The sequence below is a fragment of the Pseudomonas sp. 9AZ genome (assembly GCF_902506525.1).
Lineage (GTDB): Bacteria > Pseudomonadota > Gammaproteobacteria > Pseudomonadales > Pseudomonadaceae > Aquipseudomonas > Aquipseudomonas peli.
The window spans coordinates 2,640,369-2,658,815 of the sequence record NZ_LR733840.1 but is presented as its reverse complement, the minus strand read 5'-3'; the positions used below and the strand labels follow the sequence as shown (position 1 = coordinate 2,658,815).

Annotated in this window: 19 protein-coding genes and 1 riboswitch; of the genes, 15 read left to right on the top strand and 4 right to left on the bottom strand. The window is 59.1% G+C overall.

Going from position 1 to position 18,447, the window contains the following annotated elements:
• The first annotated feature begins 119 nt into the window (after window positions 1-119).
• Window positions 120-1,307 (top strand): GGDEF domain-containing protein, encoded by a 1,188-nt coding sequence (locus ALTER154_RS12275; protein WP_160087413.1) that lies wholly within the window; start codon window positions 120-122, stop codon window positions 1,305-1,307.
• 220 nt (window positions 1,308-1,527) lie between these two features.
• On the opposite strand, the gene ALTER154_RS12270 is transcribed toward ALTER154_RS12275, so the two are convergent.
• Window positions 1,528-2,526 (bottom strand): AraC family transcriptional regulator, encoded by a 999-nt coding sequence (locus ALTER154_RS12270; RefSeq protein ID WP_160087412.1) that lies wholly within the window; start codon window positions 2,524-2,526, stop codon window positions 1,528-1,530.
• 370 nt (window positions 2,527-2,896) lie between these two features.
• Between ALTER154_RS12270 and ALTER154_RS12265 the strand changes: the two genes are divergently transcribed.
• The 5 genes from ALTER154_RS12265 (at window position 2,897) to ALTER154_RS12245 (ending at window position 9,304) form a co-directional block, all read left to right on the top strand.
• Complete coding sequence (locus tag ALTER154_RS12265; protein ID WP_160087411.1) at window positions 2,897-4,219, top strand: dicarboxylate/amino acid:cation symporter; 1,323 nt, start codon at window positions 2,897-2,899, stop codon at window positions 4,217-4,219.
• 179 nt (window positions 4,220-4,398) lie between these two features.
• A complete protein-coding gene (locus tag ALTER154_RS12260) occupies window positions 4,399-5,538 on the top strand; it encodes an acyl-CoA dehydrogenase family protein (RefSeq protein WP_160087410.1) in 1,140 nt (379 codons plus the stop codon).
• Window positions 5,539-5,673: 135 nt separating this feature from the next.
• Window positions 5,674-7,311, top strand: coding sequence for an AMP-binding protein (locus ALTER154_RS12255; protein ID WP_160087409.1), 1,638 nt, complete (start codon window positions 5,674-5,676; stop codon window positions 7,309-7,311).
• Window positions 7,312-7,401: 90 nt separating this feature from the next.
• On the top strand, window positions 7,402-8,583 hold the full coding sequence (locus tag ALTER154_RS12250) for a CaiB/BaiF CoA-transferase family protein (protein ID WP_160087408.1): 1,182 nt from the start codon (window positions 7,402-7,404) through the stop codon (window positions 8,581-8,583).
• Window positions 8,584-8,686: 103 nt separating this feature from the next.
• Complete coding sequence (locus tag ALTER154_RS12245) at window positions 8,687-9,304, top strand: hemolysin III family protein (protein WP_160087407.1); 618 nt, start codon at window positions 8,687-8,689, stop codon at window positions 9,302-9,304.
• Between the two features lie 13 nt (window positions 9,305-9,317).
• On the opposite strand, the gene ALTER154_RS12240 is transcribed toward ALTER154_RS12245, so the two are convergent.
• The 3 genes from ALTER154_RS12240 to ALTER154_RS12230 all read right to left on the bottom strand — a co-directional run bounded on the left by ALTER154_RS12240 (window position 9,318) and on the right by ALTER154_RS12230 (window position 11,287).
• Window positions 9,318-9,812 (bottom strand): SprT family zinc-dependent metalloprotease, encoded by a 495-nt coding sequence (locus ALTER154_RS12240; protein ID WP_160087406.1) that lies wholly within the window; start codon window positions 9,810-9,812, stop codon window positions 9,318-9,320.
• A 114-nt stretch (window positions 9,813-9,926) separates the two neighbouring features.
• A complete protein-coding gene (locus ALTER154_RS12235) occupies window positions 9,927-10,526 on the bottom strand; it encodes a Yip1 family protein (protein WP_090253063.1) in 600 nt (199 codons plus the stop codon).
• A 158-nt stretch (window positions 10,527-10,684) separates the two neighbouring features.
• On the bottom strand, window positions 10,685-11,287 hold the full coding sequence (locus tag ALTER154_RS12230) for a DNA-J related domain-containing protein (RefSeq protein WP_160087404.1): 603 nt from the start codon (window positions 11,285-11,287) through the stop codon (window positions 10,685-10,687).
• Window positions 11,288-11,384: 97 nt separating this feature from the next.
• Here ALTER154_RS12230 and ttcA point away from each other — a divergent pair, with 97 nt between their 5' ends.
• The 9 genes from ttcA (at window position 11,385) to ALTER154_RS12185 (ending at window position 18,104) form a co-directional block, all read left to right on the top strand.
• A complete protein-coding gene (ttcA, locus tag ALTER154_RS12225; protein ID WP_090253070.1) occupies window positions 11,385-12,209 on the top strand; it encodes a tRNA 2-thiocytidine(32) synthetase TtcA in 825 nt (274 codons plus the stop codon).
• A gap of 31 nt (window positions 12,210-12,240) precedes the next feature.
• A complete protein-coding gene (locus ALTER154_RS12220) occupies window positions 12,241-12,912 on the top strand; it encodes a DNA-3-methyladenine glycosylase I (protein WP_160087402.1) in 672 nt (223 codons plus the stop codon).
• A 10-nt stretch (window positions 12,913-12,922) separates the two neighbouring features.
• Window positions 12,923-13,681: an NAD-dependent deacylase gene (locus ALTER154_RS12215; RefSeq protein ID WP_160087400.1), complete on the top strand. Its 759-nt coding sequence runs from the start codon at window positions 12,923-12,925 to the stop codon at window positions 13,679-13,681.
• Between the two features lie 76 nt (window positions 13,682-13,757).
• Window positions 13,758-14,372: a C40 family peptidase gene (locus ALTER154_RS12210; RefSeq protein ID WP_160087398.1), complete on the top strand. Its 615-nt coding sequence runs from the start codon at window positions 13,758-13,760 to the stop codon at window positions 14,370-14,372.
• 160 nt (window positions 14,373-14,532) lie between these two features.
• Window positions 14,533-15,057, top strand: coding sequence for a C40 family peptidase (locus ALTER154_RS12205; RefSeq protein ID WP_160087396.1), 525 nt, complete (start codon window positions 14,533-14,535; stop codon window positions 15,055-15,057).
• A 27-nt stretch (window positions 15,058-15,084) separates the two neighbouring features.
• The gene (locus ALTER154_RS12200) at window positions 15,085-15,747 is read left to right on the top strand and encodes an O-methyltransferase (protein ID WP_160087394.1); all 663 of its coding nucleotides are present in this window, start codon (window positions 15,085-15,087) and stop codon (window positions 15,745-15,747) included.
• A gap of 6 nt (window positions 15,748-15,753) precedes the next feature.
• Entirely contained in the window at window positions 15,754-16,074 is a 321-nt protein-coding gene (locus tag ALTER154_RS12195) for a hypothetical protein (protein ID WP_160087392.1), read from the top strand.
• Window positions 16,075-16,138: 64 nt separating this feature from the next.
• Window positions 16,139-17,404 (top strand): alpha/beta hydrolase, encoded by a 1,266-nt coding sequence (locus tag ALTER154_RS12190; RefSeq protein ID WP_160087390.1) that lies wholly within the window; start codon window positions 16,139-16,141, stop codon window positions 17,402-17,404.
• Between the two features lie 106 nt (window positions 17,405-17,510).
• On the top strand, window positions 17,511-18,104 hold the full coding sequence (locus tag ALTER154_RS12185) for an MliC family protein (RefSeq protein ID WP_160087388.1): 594 nt from the start codon (window positions 17,511-17,513) through the stop codon (window positions 18,102-18,104).
• Window positions 18,105-18,171: 67 nt separating this feature from the next.
• A riboswitch (cobalamin riboswitch) is annotated at window positions 18,172-18,397 on the top strand.
• Window positions 18,398-18,447: the final 50 nt, after the last annotated feature.

Below are 18,447 nucleotides of genomic sequence, written 5' to 3'. Positions count from 1 at the left end.
GCAGAAGCGCAGAGATGAATGGCTCTAATAATCGCACTGGTCGGCTATTGTCAGCGTTAGTGAAATTTCCTTAAACCTTCGCCATAGGCCAGCCGATAAGGCTCGCTGCGAGGTCAGCCATGCCGTCTCAAGCTGAATCAGCCGTTGCCAATCACCACGTCGCCGCTGTAGATCGGTTAGCAACAGGTTTTGCCTTACGCCTCTTCGAGCCTGAGCTTGAGGCCGAATACCGTGATTTCTCTTATCGCAGCTACCGGCAAACCCGGCGCGTGGCTATATGCCTACTGCTAGCCAGCTTTTTGGCCTTCTTCGCCTTTGATCTACTGTTGCTCTACAGCGTTGGCGCCAACCCGATAACCCTGCCGGTCATGCTGGTGCGTCTGTGTGCGTTGCTGATTATTGTGTTTGCTGCCTACCGGGTCTTGAAGTCTCCGGATGTTGCCACTGGCTATCGCTGGATACCTATCGGCCTTGGCTGCCTTAGCCTGGGCATGCTGCTTGTGACGCTGATATATCACCAGGGCCTGGAGCAGATGCAACTGCCCTATGGCCTGGAGGGCATGATGCTGATCCAGATAGTGATCTTCGTGCCCATCGGTTACAGCTACCGCAACAGCCTCTATTTGGGCATCGCCACGCTGTTATGTACCGGCCTGGCATTACAGCTGACCAGCTCAGGCGAATCGCCTATCCAATACCTGACGTCCCTGGCCTACCTGACGCTAGCGACCATTGCTGCCGCAACGGCTGGTTACTGCCAGGAGCACTCAATGCGTGTGCTGTTTCTAACCAAACGCGACCTGCGAACCATGGCCGATACCGATGGCCTGACCCAACTTTACAACCGCCGCAGTTTTGATCTGTTGTTACAGCGTGCATTGCAGGAAGCCCTGCGTGAGCAAACGCGTATCGCGCTGATCATGCTCGATCTCGACCACTTCAAGGCTTACAACGATTGCTATGGCCATCCGTCCGGAGACCTTGCCTTGCAGCGCATTGCCGGCGTATTGGCCAGCCATCCGCGTCGCGATCTCGACTTTGCCGCGCGTCTGGGTGGTGAGGAGTTCGCCCTGGTGCTACGCAACCCGGATAGCGCCTACCTGGCCAGCACATGCGAAAGCATCCGCCGAAAGATCAGCGACGAACTGGCGATTGAGCACCTTAAAAACCCCGCGCAAGTGATGACCGCCAGCCTGGGTGCGAGCTTCAGCAACGCCAGTGATACGACCGCCAGTCTTTACCAACGTGCGGATCTGGCGCTGTATCGAGCCAAGGCTAGTGGCCGCAATCGTGTGGAAATTGACTAGACGGTGAATGCGCTGCCCGCCATTCGACTGCAGAGGTTCTGCATCGCTAAGCATTGGCAATAAACGAAGAGGATTTGCGGGCGGTGATGCTGTGAAAGGTCGCTTTTGGGGTTTGGCATTAACCCTTAAACATTGAGACCACTCCACCTTTTGATAGCGTCGGCGCTATGTTTTCTGCGGTTTAGCTAATGGGCACAGCACTTCCAGATGATTTGAAGGTTCACCCTTCCTGCGCCCGATAAGCCCCTGGCGTCAGCCCCGTCCATTTCTTAAACGCCCGATGAAACGCCGACGGTTCCGAAAACCCCAGCTGCTCGGCAATATCCTGAATCGCCAGTTCATCACGGCCCAGGTGGTAAATCGCCAGGTCGCGGCGCAGATGGTCCTTCAACTCTTGAAAGCTCGAGCCTTCCTCGCGCAAGTGCCGGCGCAGGGTTTGCGGGCTCATGTGCAATTGCTGGGCAACGGCATCCAGGTCCGGCCAGTTGCTGCAGTCGCGGCCGAGTAGGCGGCGGATCTGGCTGATTAGGCTGTCGCCGCCATCCGGGCGGGCCAGCAAGTCGGCGGGGGAGTGTTGGAGGAACTGTTTGAGGGTGCGTTCGTCCTGCAGCAGCGGCATGGCCAGGTAGCGCGCATGGAACAGCAGGCTGGTGCGCCCGGCCGTGAAGCGCCGGGTGCAGGGGAATAGCAGTTCATATTCGCCGGCGTGGGTGGGTTGGCTGTAGGTGAAGGTGGCTTCTTCTAGGCGGATGCGTTGGCCGATCAGCCAACTGCCGAGGCGATGCCAGATCACCAGCAGGCTTTCCACCAGAAAGTGGTCGGGGTCCCACAGGGTGGAGTCGTCCACGCTGAGGCGTGCCCAGTCGCCTTCGCGCTGAATGCTGATAGCCGGCGCTTCCGGGAACAGGCTGTAGAACAGTGCGCCACGACCCAGGGCTTTTTCCAGTGAATGGCAGTGGATGATGGCGTAACACATCATGGCGAAGGTGCCGCGTTTGCTGCGCAGGCGGCCAAAACCGAGGTATTCGTCATCAAGGTTTTCCCACAGCAGCTGCACCAAGTGGGCGAACTGTTCAGGTGCGACCCGCGCGCGGGGTTCGTCGAGCAGCGCCGGTTGGATGCCCAGTTGGCGCAGCAGTGGCGTGCAGTCATGGCCCTGGCGTTCGGCGCCGCGTAAGGCGGCACGGACAAAGTGGCTGGCGATGGTGCGTTCGCGCATGGGGGCTCCTTGAAAGTATGCCGATGGTAGCCAGACGCTGGCCTGCGCAACAAGCAAACCCTTTGCTGGGGCCGCTGTCGCTTATGTCAGGTTACGCGGTGGGCAGGGCGTGGGATATCCGCCAAACCGGAGCAGATGATCGTGCGGGAATCCGCCAGGCTGGCTCTTTGGTAGCCCGATTATTTTCATAAAGTATTGATATTTAAAGATTTAATTATTTTTCATGGAGTGGCACGGGGCTTGCGATAGGGGCTTTAAGGCTGCGCTGAACGCGCCGATAACAAGTCCCCTCTGTTAAGGGGTTAGCGCTTATTTAGGGTGTTGCGAGCGTCGATGGATGATGCGCCGCAACACCATGGAGGACCCTGCCATGACCGCCACGACGCTCGAAGCACCCCGTCAACCCTTCTACCGAATGCTTTATGTCCAGGTGCTGGCTGCCATCACCATCGGCATTCTGCTCGGCCACTTTTACCCGGAAACCGGTGTGGCGCTCAAGCCGCTGGGTGATGGTTTCGTCAAACTGATCAAGATGGTGATTGCGCCAATCATCTTCTGCACGGTGGTCAGTGGTATTGCCGGCATGCAAGACATGAAGGCCGTCGGCAAGACCGGCGGGTATGCGCTGTTGTATTTCGAGATCGTCTCCACCATCGCCCTGGTGATTGGTCTGATTGTGGTCAACCTAGCGCAGCCGGGTGTGGGTATGCACATTGACCCGAACACCCTGGATGCCAGCAGCATCGCCGCTTATGCCTCGGCCGGCGCACAGCAGAGCACCATCGGCTTTCTACTCAATGTAATTCCGTCCACCGTGGTGGGGGCGTTCGCCAATGGCGACATCCTGCAGGTGCTGTTCTTCTCGGTGATCTTTGCGTTCGCCCTGCAGCGCATGGGCGACTATGGCCGCCCGGTGTTGGAGTTCATTGAGCGCATCGCCCAGGTGATGTTCGGCATCATCAACATGATCATGAAGCTTGCACCTATCGGCGCGTTCGGTGCCATGGCGTTCACCATCGGCCAGTACGGTGTCGGTTCGCTGGTCCAGCTGGGCCAGCTGATGATTTGTTTCTACATCACCTGCCTGTTCTTCATCCTGGTGGTGCTGGGCGGTATAGCGCGTGGCCATGGCTTCAGCATCCTCAAGTTCATCAAGTACATCCGTGAGGAGTTGATGATTGTGCTCGGCACCTCATCGTCTGAATCAGTGCTGCCGCGCATGCTGACCAAGATGGAGAAACTGGGGGCGAAGAAGTCCGTGGTCGGCCTGGTAATCCCCACCGGTTACTCGTTCAACCTCGACGGTACATCGATCTACCTGACCATGGCTGCGGTGTTTATCGCCCAGGCCACGGATACACCGATGGACCTGACTCATCAGATCACCCTGTTGCTGGTGTTGCTGGTGGCGTCCAAGGGCGCGGCAGGGGTGACTGGTAGTGGTTTTATCGTGCTGGCGGCCACGCTGTCGGCGGTAGGCCATTTGCCGGTTGCTGGCTTGGCGCTGATCCTCGGCATCGACCGCTTTATGTCCGAAGCCCGCGCGCTGACCAACCTGATTGGTAATGGTGTGGCAACCCTGGTGGTGGCCAAGTGGTGCAAGGAACTGGATGAAAACACCCTGCAGCGCGAGTTGAGCAGCGGCGGTAAGGAGCAGCCTGCTCCAGTAGCGGCCAAGGCCGAACTGAGCTGAGGGAAATACGCTGTCATTCAGCCCGCCTAATGGCGGGCTTTTTTATACCTGGCAAACGCCGGCAAGCCTCGCGTGAGATGACCGAATGAGTCAATCCAGGCTGAGCGCATGGGTCATTGAGGCGGCAGGGGCGTGGGGCCTAACCTGCTGCACGACTTCAGCTCAGGGAGCACACCCGCATGCAGCGCCTTATTTTCGACACCGAACACAACATGTTCCGCGACGCTTTTGCCGCCTTTCTGAAAAAGGAAGTGGTCCCGTATCAGGATGAGTGGGAAGCCGCCGGCGTCGTCAGCCGCGAGGTATGGAAGAAGGCCGGCGACATGGGCTTTCTCTTGCCCTGGGCGGATGAAGAGTACGGCGGCGCCGGGCTCAAGGATTTTCGCTATGAGCAGATCATGTGCGAGGAACTGGCGAAGATTAACGAACCGGGCTTTATGTTGCCGCTGCATTCCGCACTGTGCGGCCCCTATATCGCTGAGTACGGCAATGCCGAGCAGAAGGCGCGTTTCATGCCCGGCATCATCAGTGGTGAGTTGATCCTCGCGGTGGCGATGACTGAGCCGAGTGCTGGTTCCGACCTGGCCGGTATGCGCACCAGCGCGGTGGATCAGGGCGACCATTACGTACTCAACGGTTCCAAGGTGTTTATCTCCAACGGCCTGCTGGCCGATGTGGTGATCGTGGCTGCCAAGACCGACCCCAATAACAAACACGCCATGGGCCTGTTCTTGGTTGAGCGCGGTATGGAAGGTTTCGAACGCGGCAAGAACCTGGAAAAACTCGGCATGAAGAGTCAGGACACCGCTGAGCTGTTCTTCAATAACGTTAAGGTGCCCAAGGCCAACCTGCTGGGCGACGCCAAGGGCGGCTTCTTCTACCTGATGAACATGCTCGCCCAGGAGCGCCTGACCAACGCCTGCGGTGCAGTGGCGGCGGCCGAGGCGGCGTTGCAGACCACCATCGATTACGTGAAGGAACGCAAGGCCTTCGATCGACCGATTTCGCACTTCCAGAACACCCGTTTCAAGCTGGCCGAAATGCGCACGCAGATCGACGTGGCGCAGGTATTTGTGGACCGCTGCGTAACCGACCACAACGAGAAGAAACTCACCCCGGAAGTAGCTGCCGAGGCCAAGCTGTTTACCACCGAGTTGCTGTGCAAGGTGGTCGACGAAGGCGTGCAACTGCACGGCGGCTGGGGTTATATGTGGGAATACCCGATCTGCAAGATGTACGCGAACGCGCGCATCCAGCGCATCTTCGCTGGCACCTCGGAGATCATGAAAGAGATCATCAGCCGCGGCATGAAGTTGTAGAGCACGTGCCGCCACCTGGCGATCCTGGTGGTTTATCGGGGTCGTCGCCTTTAGGCCGTAGGATATTTTTTACCGAGGGAAGCTGTTCAAACGCTAACGTTCATGTCGGTACAACAATAAGAACGAGGGATTGCGATGACCGATCAACTGCCTCTGGAGCGCCTGGCGCTCTGGGTTGAAAAACGCCCTGATGCGGTCTGGCTCAGCCAGCCGGTAAACGGCCAGTGGCATGACTTCACCTGGGCTCAGGTGGACGACCAGGCACGGCGAATGGCCACTGCCTTGCATGCGCTGGGCTGTGCGCCGGGTGATCGGGTCGCGCTGCTGGCGAAGAACTGCGCCGAGTGGATCATCGCTGATCTGGCGATCATGCTCGCCGGGCTGATCAGCGTGCCGTTGTATCCGCTGCAATCGGCCGAGAGCATCGACTACGTGCTGCGCCATTCGCAGTGCAAGGCGATCTTCCTCGGCAAGCTGGATGAGCCAGCCAAGCTCGCGCCGGGTATTCCGGCCGAGGTAATGCGTATCGCCATGCCGTATCCGACCATCGAGGCCAACCACGGCTGGCATGCCTTGCTGGCAGCGCATCAGCCGTTACGCGATGGTCATTCGCAGTTACCGGATCAGTTGCTGAGCATTCTCTATACCTCCGGCACCACCGGCCAGCCCAAGGGCGTGATGCTCTCGGCCAAGGCGTTTGCCATTGCCGGCGGGCGCTCGGTGAAGGAACTGCAGATTACCGAGCAGGATCAGTATTTCTCCTACCTGCCGCTATCGCATGCCGCCGAGCGTTTTTTGGTGGAAATGAATGCGCTGTACAGCGGTGGACGGGTGGCCTTTGTCGAGTCGCTGGAGACTTTTGCCAGTGACCTGCGCCATGTACGGCCGACTGTGTTCTTCTCCGTGCCGCGCCTGTGGACGCGCTTTCAGCAGGGCGTGCTGGAGAAACTGCCGCAGCCCAAGCTGGCACGGCTGCTAGGTATTCCGCTGATTGGTGGCCTGGTGGCGCGCAAGATTCGCAAGGGCCTGGGTCTGGATCGTGCACGCATTCTGGTCAGCGGCGCGGCGGCGATTCCACGCGCCTTGCTCGACTGGTATCAGAGCATCGGCATCATCATCTGCGAGGGCTACGGCATGACCGAGCACCTGGCCTATGGCTGTTTCAACCGGCCGGGGCAGGTGCGTTTTGGCACCGTGGGCCGGCCGATGCCGGGTAATGAATTGCGCATCGCTGAGAATGGCGAAATCCTCCTACGTTGCCCTAGCCTGATGCTGGGCTATTACCAGGACCCAGAGAAAACCGCCGAAACCATCACCGCTGGTTGGCTGCATACCGGCGACAAGGGCGAGGTGGATGCGGCCGGTTACCTGAAAATCACCGGGCGTGTGAAAGATATCTTCAAGACCAGCAAGGGCAAGTACATCGCCCCGGCGCCGATTGAGGGTGAGATTGCCAAGAACCTTTGGGTCGAGCAGGTGTGCCTGATGGGCAGCAATCTTGATCAGCCGCTGGCGCTGATCGAGTTGTCGCCGGCGGCCCGCGAGCAATCGCGTGAGCAAGTCACCGCGGACTTGCAGCAGACCTTGCAACAGCTCAATGCGCAGCTTCAAGCGCATGAGCGGGTGAGTCATTTTGTGCTGGTGCGTGAGGCCTGGACTGTGGACAACGGCTGCATGACCCCGACCATGAAAATCCGCCGCAACATACTGGAAGCTCGCTTTGCCGATCAGCTCAGTGAGCTGGATGCCAAGCAGCCGCTGCATTGGCAGTGAGCGCTTAGTAGCCCGGATGCAATCCGGGAGTCTGTTGATATTCCCCGGATTGCATCCGGGCTACGGGATTGAGATCCCTGAGGAGCTGTTATGCAAGGCCCGTTGTCGTCACTGAAAGTGCTGGATTTCTCCACCCTGTTGCCCGGGCCGTTTGCCTCTTTGCTGCTGGCCGATATGGGCGCGGAAGTGCTGCGGGTCGAGTCGCCCTCGCGCATGGATCTGGTGCGTGTACTGCCGCCGCATGACGGCGGCGTATCGGCCAGTCACGCCTACCTCAACCGCAATAAGCGCTGCATCGCCCTGGACCTGAAAAAGCCTGAAGCGGTGGAGATGGTCAAGCAGTTGGTGGCCGAGTACGACATCGTGCTGGAGCAGTTTCGTCCTGGGGTGATGGACAAACTCGGCGTCGGTTACGAAGCGCTCAAGGCAATCAACCCGAAGTTGATCTACGTGTCGATTACCGGTTACGGCCAGAGCGGCCCGTACAAGGACCGCGCCGGGCACGACATCAACTACCTGGCCCTGGCCGGCATCGCCAGCTACACCGGGCGACGTGAAACCGGGCCGCTGCCGCTGGGCATTCAGGCGGCTGATATTGCCGGCGGCTCGCTGCACGGGGTGATCGGCCTGCTGGCGGCGGTGATCCAGCGCCAGGCCACGGGGCAGGGGCAGCAGGTGGATATAAGCATGACCGACTGCGCCTTCAGCCTGCACGGCATGGCCGGCGCGGGCTATCTGGCCGCTGGCGTGGAACCGGCGATGGAAAACCAGGCGCTGAATGGCGGCAGCTTCTACGACTACTACCGTACCCGCGACGGTCGCTGGTTCTCGGTCGGCAGCTTGGAACCGCAGTTTATGCAGCAGTTCTGCGCCGCCATCGGTCGCCCTGAGCTGGCTGCGCGCGGGCTGTCGCAGAAGCCGGAGGATCAGCAAGCGCTTAAACGCGAGATCGAAATCGAGTTCGAGAAACGCGGTTTCGCCGAGTGGAGTCAGGTATTCGCCGGCCTGGATGCCTGCGTCGAGCCGATGCTCAACCTCAGTGAAGCGGTCGAACATCCGCAGATCAAGGCGCGCGGTCTGGTCACTGAAGTGCCGCGTGCAGGCAACGCGCCGCAGACGCAGATCGCCTGTCCGATCAAATTCTCCAGCGGCTTGCCCGCGCCCCGGCATATCGGCGCAACCCTGGGCGCTCACACCGCAGAAGTACTGACAGAGCTGGGCTACAGCACTGAGCAGATCGCCCAGCTCAAGGCAGCTAAGGTGGTGGCCTAAATCGGGTAAACGCTTTGCGGGCAAACCGACACTCGTCAAACGCTGAGTTTTCCGGCATAAGCCTGATGCATTTTCGCCATACGGCGGCTTGGGAACGGAAAACATGTATCACGGGGAACGCTTCAACGCCTGGACCCATCTGGTTGGGGCGCTTCTGGCCTGCGCGGGTGCAGTGTGGCTCTTGGTGTTGGCGAGCCTGGACGGTGAGCTGCGTACGATCATCAGCGTGGCGATTTATGGCCTGACCCTGGTGCTGCTCTACAGCATCTCCACGCTTTATCACAGCGTACAGGGGCATGCGAAAGTGCTGATGCGCAAGCTTGATCACCTGTCGATCTACCTGCTGATCGCCGGCAGTTATACGCCGTTTTGCCTGATCACCCTCGAAGGTGCCTGGGGGTGGACGTTGTTCGGCATTGTCTGGACGCTGGCAATCATTGGCATGCTGCAGGAGATCAAGCCACGCTCCGAGGCGCGCGTGTTGTCGATTGTGATCTACGCCGTGATGGGCTGGATTGTGTTGATTGCGGTCAAACCGTTGATCGCTGCCCTGGGCATGGAAGGGTTTATCTGGCTGGCCGGTGGCGGGGTGCTGTACACCGTGGGGATCATCTTCTTCGCCTATGACAGCCGCTTCCGCCATTGGCATGGCATCTGGCACTTGTTTGTTATGGGCGGCAGCCTGATGCACTTTATCGCGGTGTTGCGTTACGTCCTCTAATGCCAACATCGGCTTATTCGACGCGCTGCTCGCCTGTATAGCTCAAGGTCACCTTGCAACGCCGGCAGAAGTAGCGCCGGCCTTTGCTGACTAGGGAATGACGCTGGGCTGAAAACGGAAACTCGCCCTGAGGGCAGCTGCATCGGTAGATATAACGGCTGACCGTGCGCCGCTGAACCGCATAGCTGTGGCAGCGATTGGGCGGCAGCTCATACACGCCGCGCATGATCAACTGCCATTCCTCGCCATGGGGCTGAATCTTCAGGCCGAACAGCTGATGCGCGATCAGGTGCGCCACTTCATGCGGCACGGTCTGTTTGAGAAAGTCTTCGCGGTTTTCCCGGTACAGCTGCGGGTTGAAGCGCAGCTTGTTTTCCGTCAGGTGAGCCACACCGGCCTTTTGTCCACGCAGCTTGAAACTCACCTCGGCGCGGGCAAAGGGGCGTTTGAAAAAGGCTTCAGCCTGCTGGTAGCACTGTTCTACGCGGCTTAGAAGGTGTTCGGACATAAGTGCGGTGATCAGGATCGGGGCTGCGATTATGCCCAAGCAGCGCAGTGATCACAGCTCTGAAACGACGAAACCACCCGCAGGTGGTTTCGTCTTGTGTCATCAAGTGTGGCGTTAGCTGGTGTAGACCGGGCCGACCCCAAAGCCCCAGAGAATCACCGAACTGGCAATCATCGCCACCAGCACCACCAAACCTACCGCGAGCACCGAGCTGGAGAACATGAAGCCTTCATCCTCGGGTATGCCCATGAAAGTCGGTATGCCGACGTAGAGTAGATAAACCGTGTAACAAATAGCCGCCGTTCCCACTACCATGGCTAGCCAAAGGTGTGGATAGAGCGCCGCCAAGCCACCGATAAAAAGCGGTGTAGCGGTATAAGCCGCAAATACCACGCATTGCGTGAGGTTCGGGCTGGCATCGTAGGTGCGTGCCATCCAGTGGATAAACGCGCCCATCACTGCAATCCCGGCAAGCATCGCCAGGTAGGTCATGACGGTCATTTGCAACGCACTGGCTTCGGTCAGCATCACCGGCGCTCGATCGCCGATTGCCCAGCCGACTTGGGTGGTGCCGATATAGGCCGAAACTGCGGGAATTGCCGCGAGAATCAGTACGTGGGTGAGATACATGTGGCTGATGGTTTCTTCTTCGCCACGGATTTCCTGCCATTCCTGGTCAGGATGGGTGAATAGCCCCCAAACGTGATGGATCATGCCAGACCTCCTGTTTTTATAGCGGTCGCCCCCCAGCGCAGCGCCTGATTCGCGTGTGCAGCGTCATCAGGTACAGGGCCGAACCTATGCGACCGTATGTCGCAGTATAGGCAGTGGTTACGATTGGCAAAGGCTGGGTGTTAGAGCAAATCGGACTCTCAAGCATGTCCGTAATAGCGTTCGAGGATTTCCATGGCCTTGTTGATTGACTGCAGGCGCGCCGTGTTACCGCCGCGATCAGGGTGATGCAGGCTCACCAGTTGTCGGTAGCGGTGCTTAATCATGGCGAGATTGAGCGTCTGTTCGCTGCCTTCGAGCTCGAACAGCTCCAGCGCCGCCTGTTTCTCTTCGCTGCCGTGCATGCGCGTCCAGAAACTCAATAGCAGCTTGGCCACATCCTGCTCGTCGGTGTCGTTGAGCTGGCTGAGATCTAGGTAATAGTCACGCAGCGGGTCGTGTTCGCTCAGTTCCGCGCTTCCGGGTTGATAGGGCAGCAATTGGATATTCAGCGCACTGATCTGCAGGTAACCACTCTGCGTCGTCCACAGCCGTTCACGCAGCCGGTAGAGGGCGTTGAACAGCAGAAAGTGGGTGCGGAATAGCACCAGCTTGTCGGTCAGTGGCTGATTGGGGATGTGCACACACTGGCGGGCTTTCAATTGTTGGATCAGCTGGTATTCACCGAGGCCTTCAGGGACCGCGCGCAGCAGCTGGTGCAGTTGTTCGGGCAAGTCGAGGCCCGGGTCGAAGTCGTCATTCATCGGTCGAGCCTAGCATTTCAGCAACTCTGGGGTAGGGCACGTCACGCTTTCTGCGTAAAATGCCGCCTCTTCAACGACTTCCGGACTCCAGCGCACCATGGGCACCCTCTCGGTCAATCAGAACAAACTGCAAAAGCGCCTGCGTCGTCAGGCCGGCGAAGCCGTTGCCGACTTCAACATGATCGAGGACGGCGATAAGGTCATGGTCTGCCTGTCTGGCGGCAAGGACAGCTACACCATGCTCGACGTGCTGCTGCACCTGCAGAAGGTCGCGCCGATCAAGTTCGAGATCGTTGCGGTGAATATGGACCAGAAGCAGCCGGGTTTCCCCGAGCATGTGTTGCCGGCCTATCTGGAGTCCATCGGTGTGCCGTATCACATCGTCGAGAAGGACACCTATTCGGTGGTCAAGGAGAAGATCCCGGAAGGCAAGACCACCTGTTCGCTGTGCTCGCGCCTGCGTCGCGGCACGCTGTATACCTTTGCCGATGAGATCGGCGCGACCAAGATGGCCCTAGGTCACCACCGCGACGACATCCTGGAAACCTTCTTCCTCAATATGTTCTACGGCGGCACGCTCAAGGCCATGCCGCCCAAGCTGCGCGCCGACGACGGTCGTAACGTGGTGATTCGTCCGCTGGCTTACTGCAACGAGGCGGATATCGAGGCTTACAGCCAGCTCAAGGAATTCCCGATCATCCCGTGCAACCTCTGTGGTTCTCAGGAAAACCTGCAGCGCCAGGTGGTCAAGGAGATGCTGCAGGACTGGGAGCGCAAGTCGCCGGGGCGCACCGAGATCATGTTCCGCGCTCTGCAGAACGTAGTACCGTCGCAGCTGGCTGACCGCAACCTGTTCGACTTCAAGAGTCTGAAAATCGATGACAGCGCCACGCCGCGCTTTCTCGATGTGATGAACCTCTGATCCAGCAGTTTTCCGCCTCAAGGAATGCCCGATGCGTGATTACAAATGGCTGCATGAGTACTGCCTGAACCGTTTCGGCTCGGTCGCTGCGCTGGAGTCGATCCTGCCGCAGCCGCGCACTGCTAATGAGTTGCGCGCGATCAGTGATGATCGCTACCTCTCAGTGCTCAGCCTGCGGGTGTTCCGCGCGGGCCTCAAGCACAGCTTGGTCGATGCCAAGTGGCCTGCATTCGAGCAGGTGTTCTTCGGTTTCGATCCGGAGAAAGTGGTGCTGATGGGCGCCGAGCGCCTGGAAAACCTGATGCAGGATGCGCGCATCATCCGTCACCTGGGCAAGCTCAAGAGTGTGCCGCGCAATGCCCAGTTCATCCTTGATGTACAAAAGGAGAAGGGCAGTTTTGGTGCGCTGATTGCTGATTGGCCCGTGAGCGATATCGTTGGCCTATGGAAGTATTTGGCCAAACATGGCTGTCAGTTAGGCGGGCTGTCCGCACCGCGGTTCTTGCGCATGGTTGGCAAGGACACCTTCGTCCCTAGTGATGACATGGTTGCCGCGCTGAAGGCGCAGAAGATTATCGACAAGGTGCCGACCAGCCTAAAAGAGCGGGCCGCCGTGCAGGCCGCGTTCAACCAATGGCAGGAGCAGAGCGGGCGGCCGCTATGCCAGCTGTCGGTGATGCTGGCGCATACGGTCAACCACTGAGGGGCTGGCGATGGAGCGGGCAATCAAGAAGGTCGCACAGCAGCTCAAGCAGGCTGAACGCATCCTGCTGATTACCGGTGCTGGGCTGTCCGCCGATTCCGGTTTGCCCACTTATCGCGGCCTTGGCGGCCTGTATAACGGCCACACCGCTGAAGGTTTGCCGATTGAGGCGGCGTTGTCCGGCTCGATGCTGCAGCGTGATCCGGCGCTGTGCTGGAAATATCTGGCGGAGCTGGGCAAGGCCTGCCTGGGTGCTCAGGCCAATGCTGGGCATTACGCCATCGCCGAATTGCAGCGCAAGAAGCCAGAGTGCTGGCTGCTGACCCAGAATATCGACGGCTACCACCGCGCCGCTGGTAGCCCGATGGAGCGGGTGATCGAGATTCATGGCGAGCTGGCGCCGCTGTATTGCCAGTCCTGTGGCGCTGTCGACACCGAGCTGGCGGAACACCTTGAACGGCCGCTGCCGCCCAAATGCCGGCAATGCGCCGGGGTGCTGCGTCCGCCCGTGGTGCTGTTCGAGGAAATGCTCCCCGAGCAGGCCATCGACACACTCTATACCGAAGTGCGCAAAGGTTTTGAGGTGGTGATCAGCATCGGTACCAGCGCGAGCTTCCCGTATATCGTCGAACCGCTGCTGCGTGCCCGCCAGGGGGGTGGCTTTACCGTGGAGATCAACCCGCAGCGTACCGACTTGAGCGCTCGTGTGGACGTGCATCTGCAAGGGCGGGCTTTAGATGTGTTGCCGGAACTACTGAGTCACATTTAGAGCCATAGAATTTGCAAATGCATGCCATAGAGGGCATAGTCGCAGTCTTGTGAAATTCACCGACACGGTCGTGCCCATGCTCAAACGCCTCGCACCCCTCGTGCCTATCGCACTCTCCGTGGTTCTGGCCGCCTGCGCCAACCATGCCCCACAGCCAGAGCTGGCAACCCAGCCTGCGGTGTTCTCCTCGACAGAACTTGCCGAGTTTGACGAACAAGCCAAAGAAGCGGCTCTGGGCGACTTCACTGAAGACAAATCCTACAAACTGCCGCAACTGGCTGACAGCATCCTGACTCACGGCCTGTCGCTGGTGGGTACCCGTTATCGTTACGGTGGCAGCTCGGTGAAATCCGGCTTCGATTGCAGCGGCTTTATCGGTTATCTGTTCAAGGAAGAGCTGGGCATGAAACTGCCACGCTCGTCCCGCGACATGATCAATATCGACGCACCGCTGGTGTCGCGTGATGACTTGGAACCGGGTGATCTGCTGTTCTTCAGCACCAGTGGCCGTAACCGCGTCAGCCATGCCGGCATCTATATGGGCGATAACCAGTTTATCCACTCCAGCAGCAGCCGCAGTGGCGGCGTGCGGGTCGATAGTCTGGATGATCGTTACTGGTCGCGTACCTTTATCGAGGCCAAACGTGCCCTGGCGCTAGCACCAAGCGAGTCGGTTGTACGTCACCCATGAGCCCTGTGAGTGGCGACCGAATCTGTTCGGTCGCTGCGATTAACTGATACTTCAGATCTATCTCGATAATTTTCAACAACCTGCCAAGCAAAGCTAAAGCTTGCACTACGATGTGCAAGCCGGCAGAGTAGGGCGCATCCCGGCTCAGGATCGCTCGTCCATGACCGCTATCACCCGTCTCAGCTTGATTGTGCTTGCCGCGTTGCTCAGCGCCTGCGTTAGCAATGCCCCCACGCCAACCCCCGAACCTGTTGTGCATGCACCTATCAGCAGCTTTAACGGCAATGCTGAAGATGTGCTTTTTCGTGCCCTCGGTTTAGTCGGGACACCCTATCGCTACGGCGGCAATACCCCTGATGGCGGCTTTGATTGCAGCGGTCTGATTGGCTATGTCTACCGCGATGCGGCGGGCATCAAACTGCCACGTTCGACCCGCGAGCTGATCAGCATGCGCGCCCCAACCGTCGGCCGCGACCGCCTGCAAAGTGGTGATCTGGTGTTCTTCGCCACTAATGGCGGCAGCCAGGTTAGCCATGCTGGCATCTATGTCGGCGATGGCCGTTTTGTCCACGCGCCCTCCAGTGGTGGCACCGTACGCCTGGATAGCCTGAGCAATACGTATTGGCAACGCACTTATCTGAATGCCAAGCGCGTATTTACTCCGGAACTGGCGCGCAACCCCTGACAGCTTTGGTCGGCAGAGGGAGTAGGCATGACCAATCGAACGCTCAATCTCGATTCCGCCCTGTATCAATACCTGCTGGATGTTTCCCTGCGTGAAACACCGCTGCTCAAACGTCTGCGTGAGGAAACCGCGCAGCTGAGTACGGCGCGTTGGCAGATTGCTCCCGAGCAGGGGCAGTTTATGGCCTTGCTGGTGCAGCTAACGGGAGCGCGGCGGATTGTCGAGGTCGGCACCTTTACCGGCTACAGCGCCATCTGCATGGCCCAGGCCATGCCTGAGGGTGGTCGGCTGATCTGCTGTGATATTCCCGGCGAATACAACGCCACAGCTGAGCATTACTGGCGCGCCGCGGGATTGAGTGGGTGTATCGAACAGCGTTTGGCGCCGGCGCTACAGACCCTGGCGGAGCTAGAAGCTGAAGGTTTGGCCGACAGTATCGACCTGCTGTTTATCGACGCCGACAAGGCCAATTACCCCGCCTATCTGGAACATGCGCTGCGCCTGGTGCGCCAGGGCGGATTGATCCTGTTCGATAACACCCTGTGGAGCGGACGTGTGCTTGAGCAGAACCCCGAAAGCGACGACACCCGAGCCATTCAGGCGCTTAACCTGGCGCTGCGGGATGATCCACGCATCGACCTGTCCCTGTTGCCGTTGGGCGACGGTTTGAGCCTGTGCCGTAAACGCTGAACCCGTATGCCTGAACCGATTCGTCTGCCCGAACAACCTGATGCCTGCGAGCTCTGCGCCCGTGCGGCCGTTTTGACGCGTCACCATTTGATCCCCAAGGCGCTGCACAACAAGGTTTATGTGCAGAAGCGCTTCGGCAAAAGCGAGCGCATCAGCGCCACGCTCTGGGTCTGCCGCGCCTGCCACAACCAGATCCACCGGCTGTTCAGCGAAAAGGAGCTGGCGCTAACCTATAACAATCGCGACAGCCTACTCAGCGACGAACGCCTACGTACGTTTGTCGAGTGGCTGGCCAGCAAGCCGGCGGGCTTTATGCCCAGACATTGAATCGCGGCTAGGCTTGCTGCTTGTTTGTGATGACCTTTCGACCCCTTAGTAGTGGCGACTGCCGATGACCTATTTACGCGCGCTGTCATATGTATGCCTTGCTCTGTTGTTGGGCGCCTGTGCTGGGCCAACGCCGCTGATGCTGATGAGTACGCCGGTGATTTATCACCAGGCTGCTATCGATCCTTTCGCCCATTTGTCACCGGCAGAACGGGTGCCCGATGTGGCACTGTTCTACGCCACTACCCGGGCGCCAGAGGGCGTGGGCTATGGCAATCGCGTCAGTCCAACCTTGCAACTGGGGCGTGCCCAGGTGCGTTTGGGCGACCAGCAGAGTGATTGGTCGCAATTGCATTCGGCCTCGGTCAGCGAGCTGCGCGCGCGTGAGCTGCCACTGAGTCTGATTGCGGCTCAGCAAACAGCGATACTGCCGGTGCAGCGGCCGGTTGATGTGCCTTTGGCGCCGCCGGTGCAGAGCTATGTCGATGCGATCAATCTGGCGCTGGACAAGGCCCGCGACAAGGAAATCATCATCTATGTGCATGGTGCAAAGGTGGATTTCGCCAATGCCTGTGAACTGACGGGCGAGCTTGTGCATTTTGCCGGGCGCGACTTTGTCGGTCTGGCGTTCGACTGGCCGTCACACCAGAACATTGCCAGCTATCTGCTCGGCATCGATGTGAATCGCGCTCGTGATTCCAGTCAGGCGTTGGCGCAGTTGATCGAGCTGCTGGCGCGACATACCGATGCGGAGCGGATCAACCTGATCGCCTACAGCGCCGGTGGGCGGGTGGCATCTCTGGCGTTGCAGACGTTCCAGAATCGTCATCCGGATTTGAATACCGCGCAGTTACAGGCGCGTTATCGGATTGGCGCGGTGGTGTTTGCCGCTGCGGATGTCCCCGAGGAAGTATTTGAAGGGCGTCTGCCGGCAATCAGTCGCGTCGCTGAACAGGTGATGATCACCGTGTCTGATCAGGACGAGGCGCTGGATTACGCGCAGCGCCTGATGCCCGGTGGCGCGCGGATTGGCAGCAGTCGGGCCGAGCAGAGCCTGCACCAGTTCACCCGCAGGCGGCACTTGAACAATGTCACTCTGCTGGATGTTTCCGGTAATAGCAGCGAGCGCGGCTTTGATATCGTCGGGCATCACTACTGGTACCGTCATCCCTGGGTCAGCAGTGATGTGATCTTGCTGCTGCGTACCAACCTGCCGCCGGATCAGCGAGCGCTATCTGTCACCGAGCACCCGGCAGTCTGGTACATGAATACGGACTACCCGCTGACGGTACGTGAAGCAACCCGGCGGGTACTCAAGGGGCAGTGGTAGGTGCTCTGGTCTGGCCTTAAGTGACGAAACATGCAGCTTGGTTCCAGCAGGATGTAAGTCTGGATACGGCTAGTAAAAACCAACGGATAGCGGATGAGGAATCAGCATGTTCACCCCTAAGCGTTTTGCCCTTTTGGCTCTGCTTAGCCTGCCGTTAGCGACCCTGCAGGCGGCTGAGCCATCGTTCAGCTGTATCAAGGTAGCGGCTGGCAGTATCGAGGAGCTGATTTGTCAGACGCCTGCTCTGGCCGAACTTGATCAGAAAATGGCGAGTGTTTATCAGCAGGCTTCGGCCAAGGCCGAAAATCAGCATCCTCCTGTACTCAAGGCTGAGCAGAGAGGTTGGATAAAAGGCCGCAATGATTGCTGGAAGGCCGCTGACCTTGAGCAGTGCGTAGCCGAGAGCTATCGCCTGCGGATTGCCGAATTGCAGGCGCGCTACGCGTTACTGAAAGGGACCGGTCCGGTGCGTTTTCAATGCGATGGCCTGCCGGCCAAGGAAGTCATCGTCACCTACTACCCCACCGAGCCCGGGACCCTGCTGGCCGAGTTTGCTGACAGCGTGTCGTTGATGTATCAGCAGCCTGCAGCCAGCGGCAGCAAATATCAGGGGCGCAATGAATCATTCTGGGAGCACCAGGGTGAGGCGACCGTGGTGTGGGGCTATGGCTCGCCCGAGATGAAGTGTCAGGCCAAGTAACCCTGGTGGCTTAAGCAGTCTGCGCCAAATGGCGCATTCGTTTGACGCTTAATCATGAACTCTCTAACCTTCGCGCCTTGTAGCAGGTGCCCCCAACGCATTGCGTGTGCGGGGTGAAACAGGGAAGTCGGTGCGCTGTGCGTGTGAACGCCAGCAATTCCGACGCTGCCCCCGCAACGGTAAGTGAGTCAAACGCCGCAAGAACCACTGTGCGTGATGCATGGGAAGGTGCGGTCGTGAGCCATTCGGCTCGCTCACAAGCCCGGAGACCGGCCTGCTGCAGTCCACGGCATCGCGGAGGGCGATGGCTGGCGTGTGGTGTGCGCTGTGCGCAAGCCCGCGC

Excerpts from the sequence above, each read along its gene's own strand:
- ALTER154_RS12275 (WP_160087413.1), top strand. The coding sequence starts at position 120 with ATGCCGTCTCAAGCTGAATCAGCCGTTGCCAATCACCACGTCGCCGCT.
- ALTER154_RS12270 (WP_160087412.1), bottom strand. The coding sequence starts at position 2,526 with ATGCGCGAACGCACCATCGCCAGCCACTTTGTCCGTGCCGCCTTACGC.
- ALTER154_RS12265 (WP_160087411.1), top strand. The coding sequence starts at position 2,897 with ATGACCGCCACGACGCTCGAAGCACCCCGTCAACCCTTCTACCGAATG.
- ALTER154_RS12260 (WP_160087410.1), top strand. The coding sequence starts at position 4,399 with ATGCAGCGCCTTATTTTCGACACCGAACACAACATGTTCCGCGACGCT.
- ALTER154_RS12255 (WP_160087409.1), top strand. The coding sequence starts at position 5,674 with ATGACCGATCAACTGCCTCTGGAGCGCCTGGCGCTCTGGGTTGAAAAA.
- ALTER154_RS12250 (WP_160087408.1), top strand. The coding sequence starts at position 7,402 with ATGCAAGGCCCGTTGTCGTCACTGAAAGTGCTGGATTTCTCCACCCTG.
- ALTER154_RS12245 (WP_160087407.1), top strand. The coding sequence starts at position 8,687 with ATGTATCACGGGGAACGCTTCAACGCCTGGACCCATCTGGTTGGGGCG.
- ALTER154_RS12240 (WP_160087406.1), bottom strand. The coding sequence starts at position 9,812 with ATGTCCGAACACCTTCTAAGCCGCGTAGAACAGTGCTACCAGCAGGCT.
- ALTER154_RS12235 (WP_090253063.1), bottom strand. The coding sequence starts at position 10,526 with ATGATCCATCACGTTTGGGGGCTATTCACCCATCCTGACCAGGAATGG.
- ALTER154_RS12230 (WP_160087404.1), bottom strand. The coding sequence starts at position 11,287 with ATGAATGACGACTTCGACCCGGGCCTCGACTTGCCCGAACAACTGCAC.
- ttcA (WP_090253070.1), top strand. The coding sequence starts at position 11,385 with ATGGGCACCCTCTCGGTCAATCAGAACAAACTGCAAAAGCGCCTGCGT.
- ALTER154_RS12220 (WP_160087402.1), top strand. The coding sequence starts at position 12,241 with ATGCGTGATTACAAATGGCTGCATGAGTACTGCCTGAACCGTTTCGGC.
- ALTER154_RS12215 (WP_160087400.1), top strand. The coding sequence starts at position 12,923 with ATGGAGCGGGCAATCAAGAAGGTCGCACAGCAGCTCAAGCAGGCTGAA.
- ALTER154_RS12210 (WP_160087398.1), top strand. The coding sequence starts at position 13,758 with ATGCTCAAACGCCTCGCACCCCTCGTGCCTATCGCACTCTCCGTGGTT.
- ALTER154_RS12205 (WP_160087396.1), top strand. The coding sequence starts at position 14,533 with ATGACCGCTATCACCCGTCTCAGCTTGATTGTGCTTGCCGCGTTGCTC.
- ALTER154_RS12200 (WP_160087394.1), top strand. The coding sequence starts at position 15,085 with ATGACCAATCGAACGCTCAATCTCGATTCCGCCCTGTATCAATACCTG.
- ALTER154_RS12195 (WP_160087392.1), top strand. The coding sequence starts at position 15,754 with ATGCCTGAACCGATTCGTCTGCCCGAACAACCTGATGCCTGCGAGCTC.
- ALTER154_RS12190 (WP_160087390.1), top strand. The coding sequence starts at position 16,139 with ATGACCTATTTACGCGCGCTGTCATATGTATGCCTTGCTCTGTTGTTG.
- ALTER154_RS12185 (WP_160087388.1), top strand. The coding sequence starts at position 17,511 with ATGTTCACCCCTAAGCGTTTTGCCCTTTTGGCTCTGCTTAGCCTGCCG.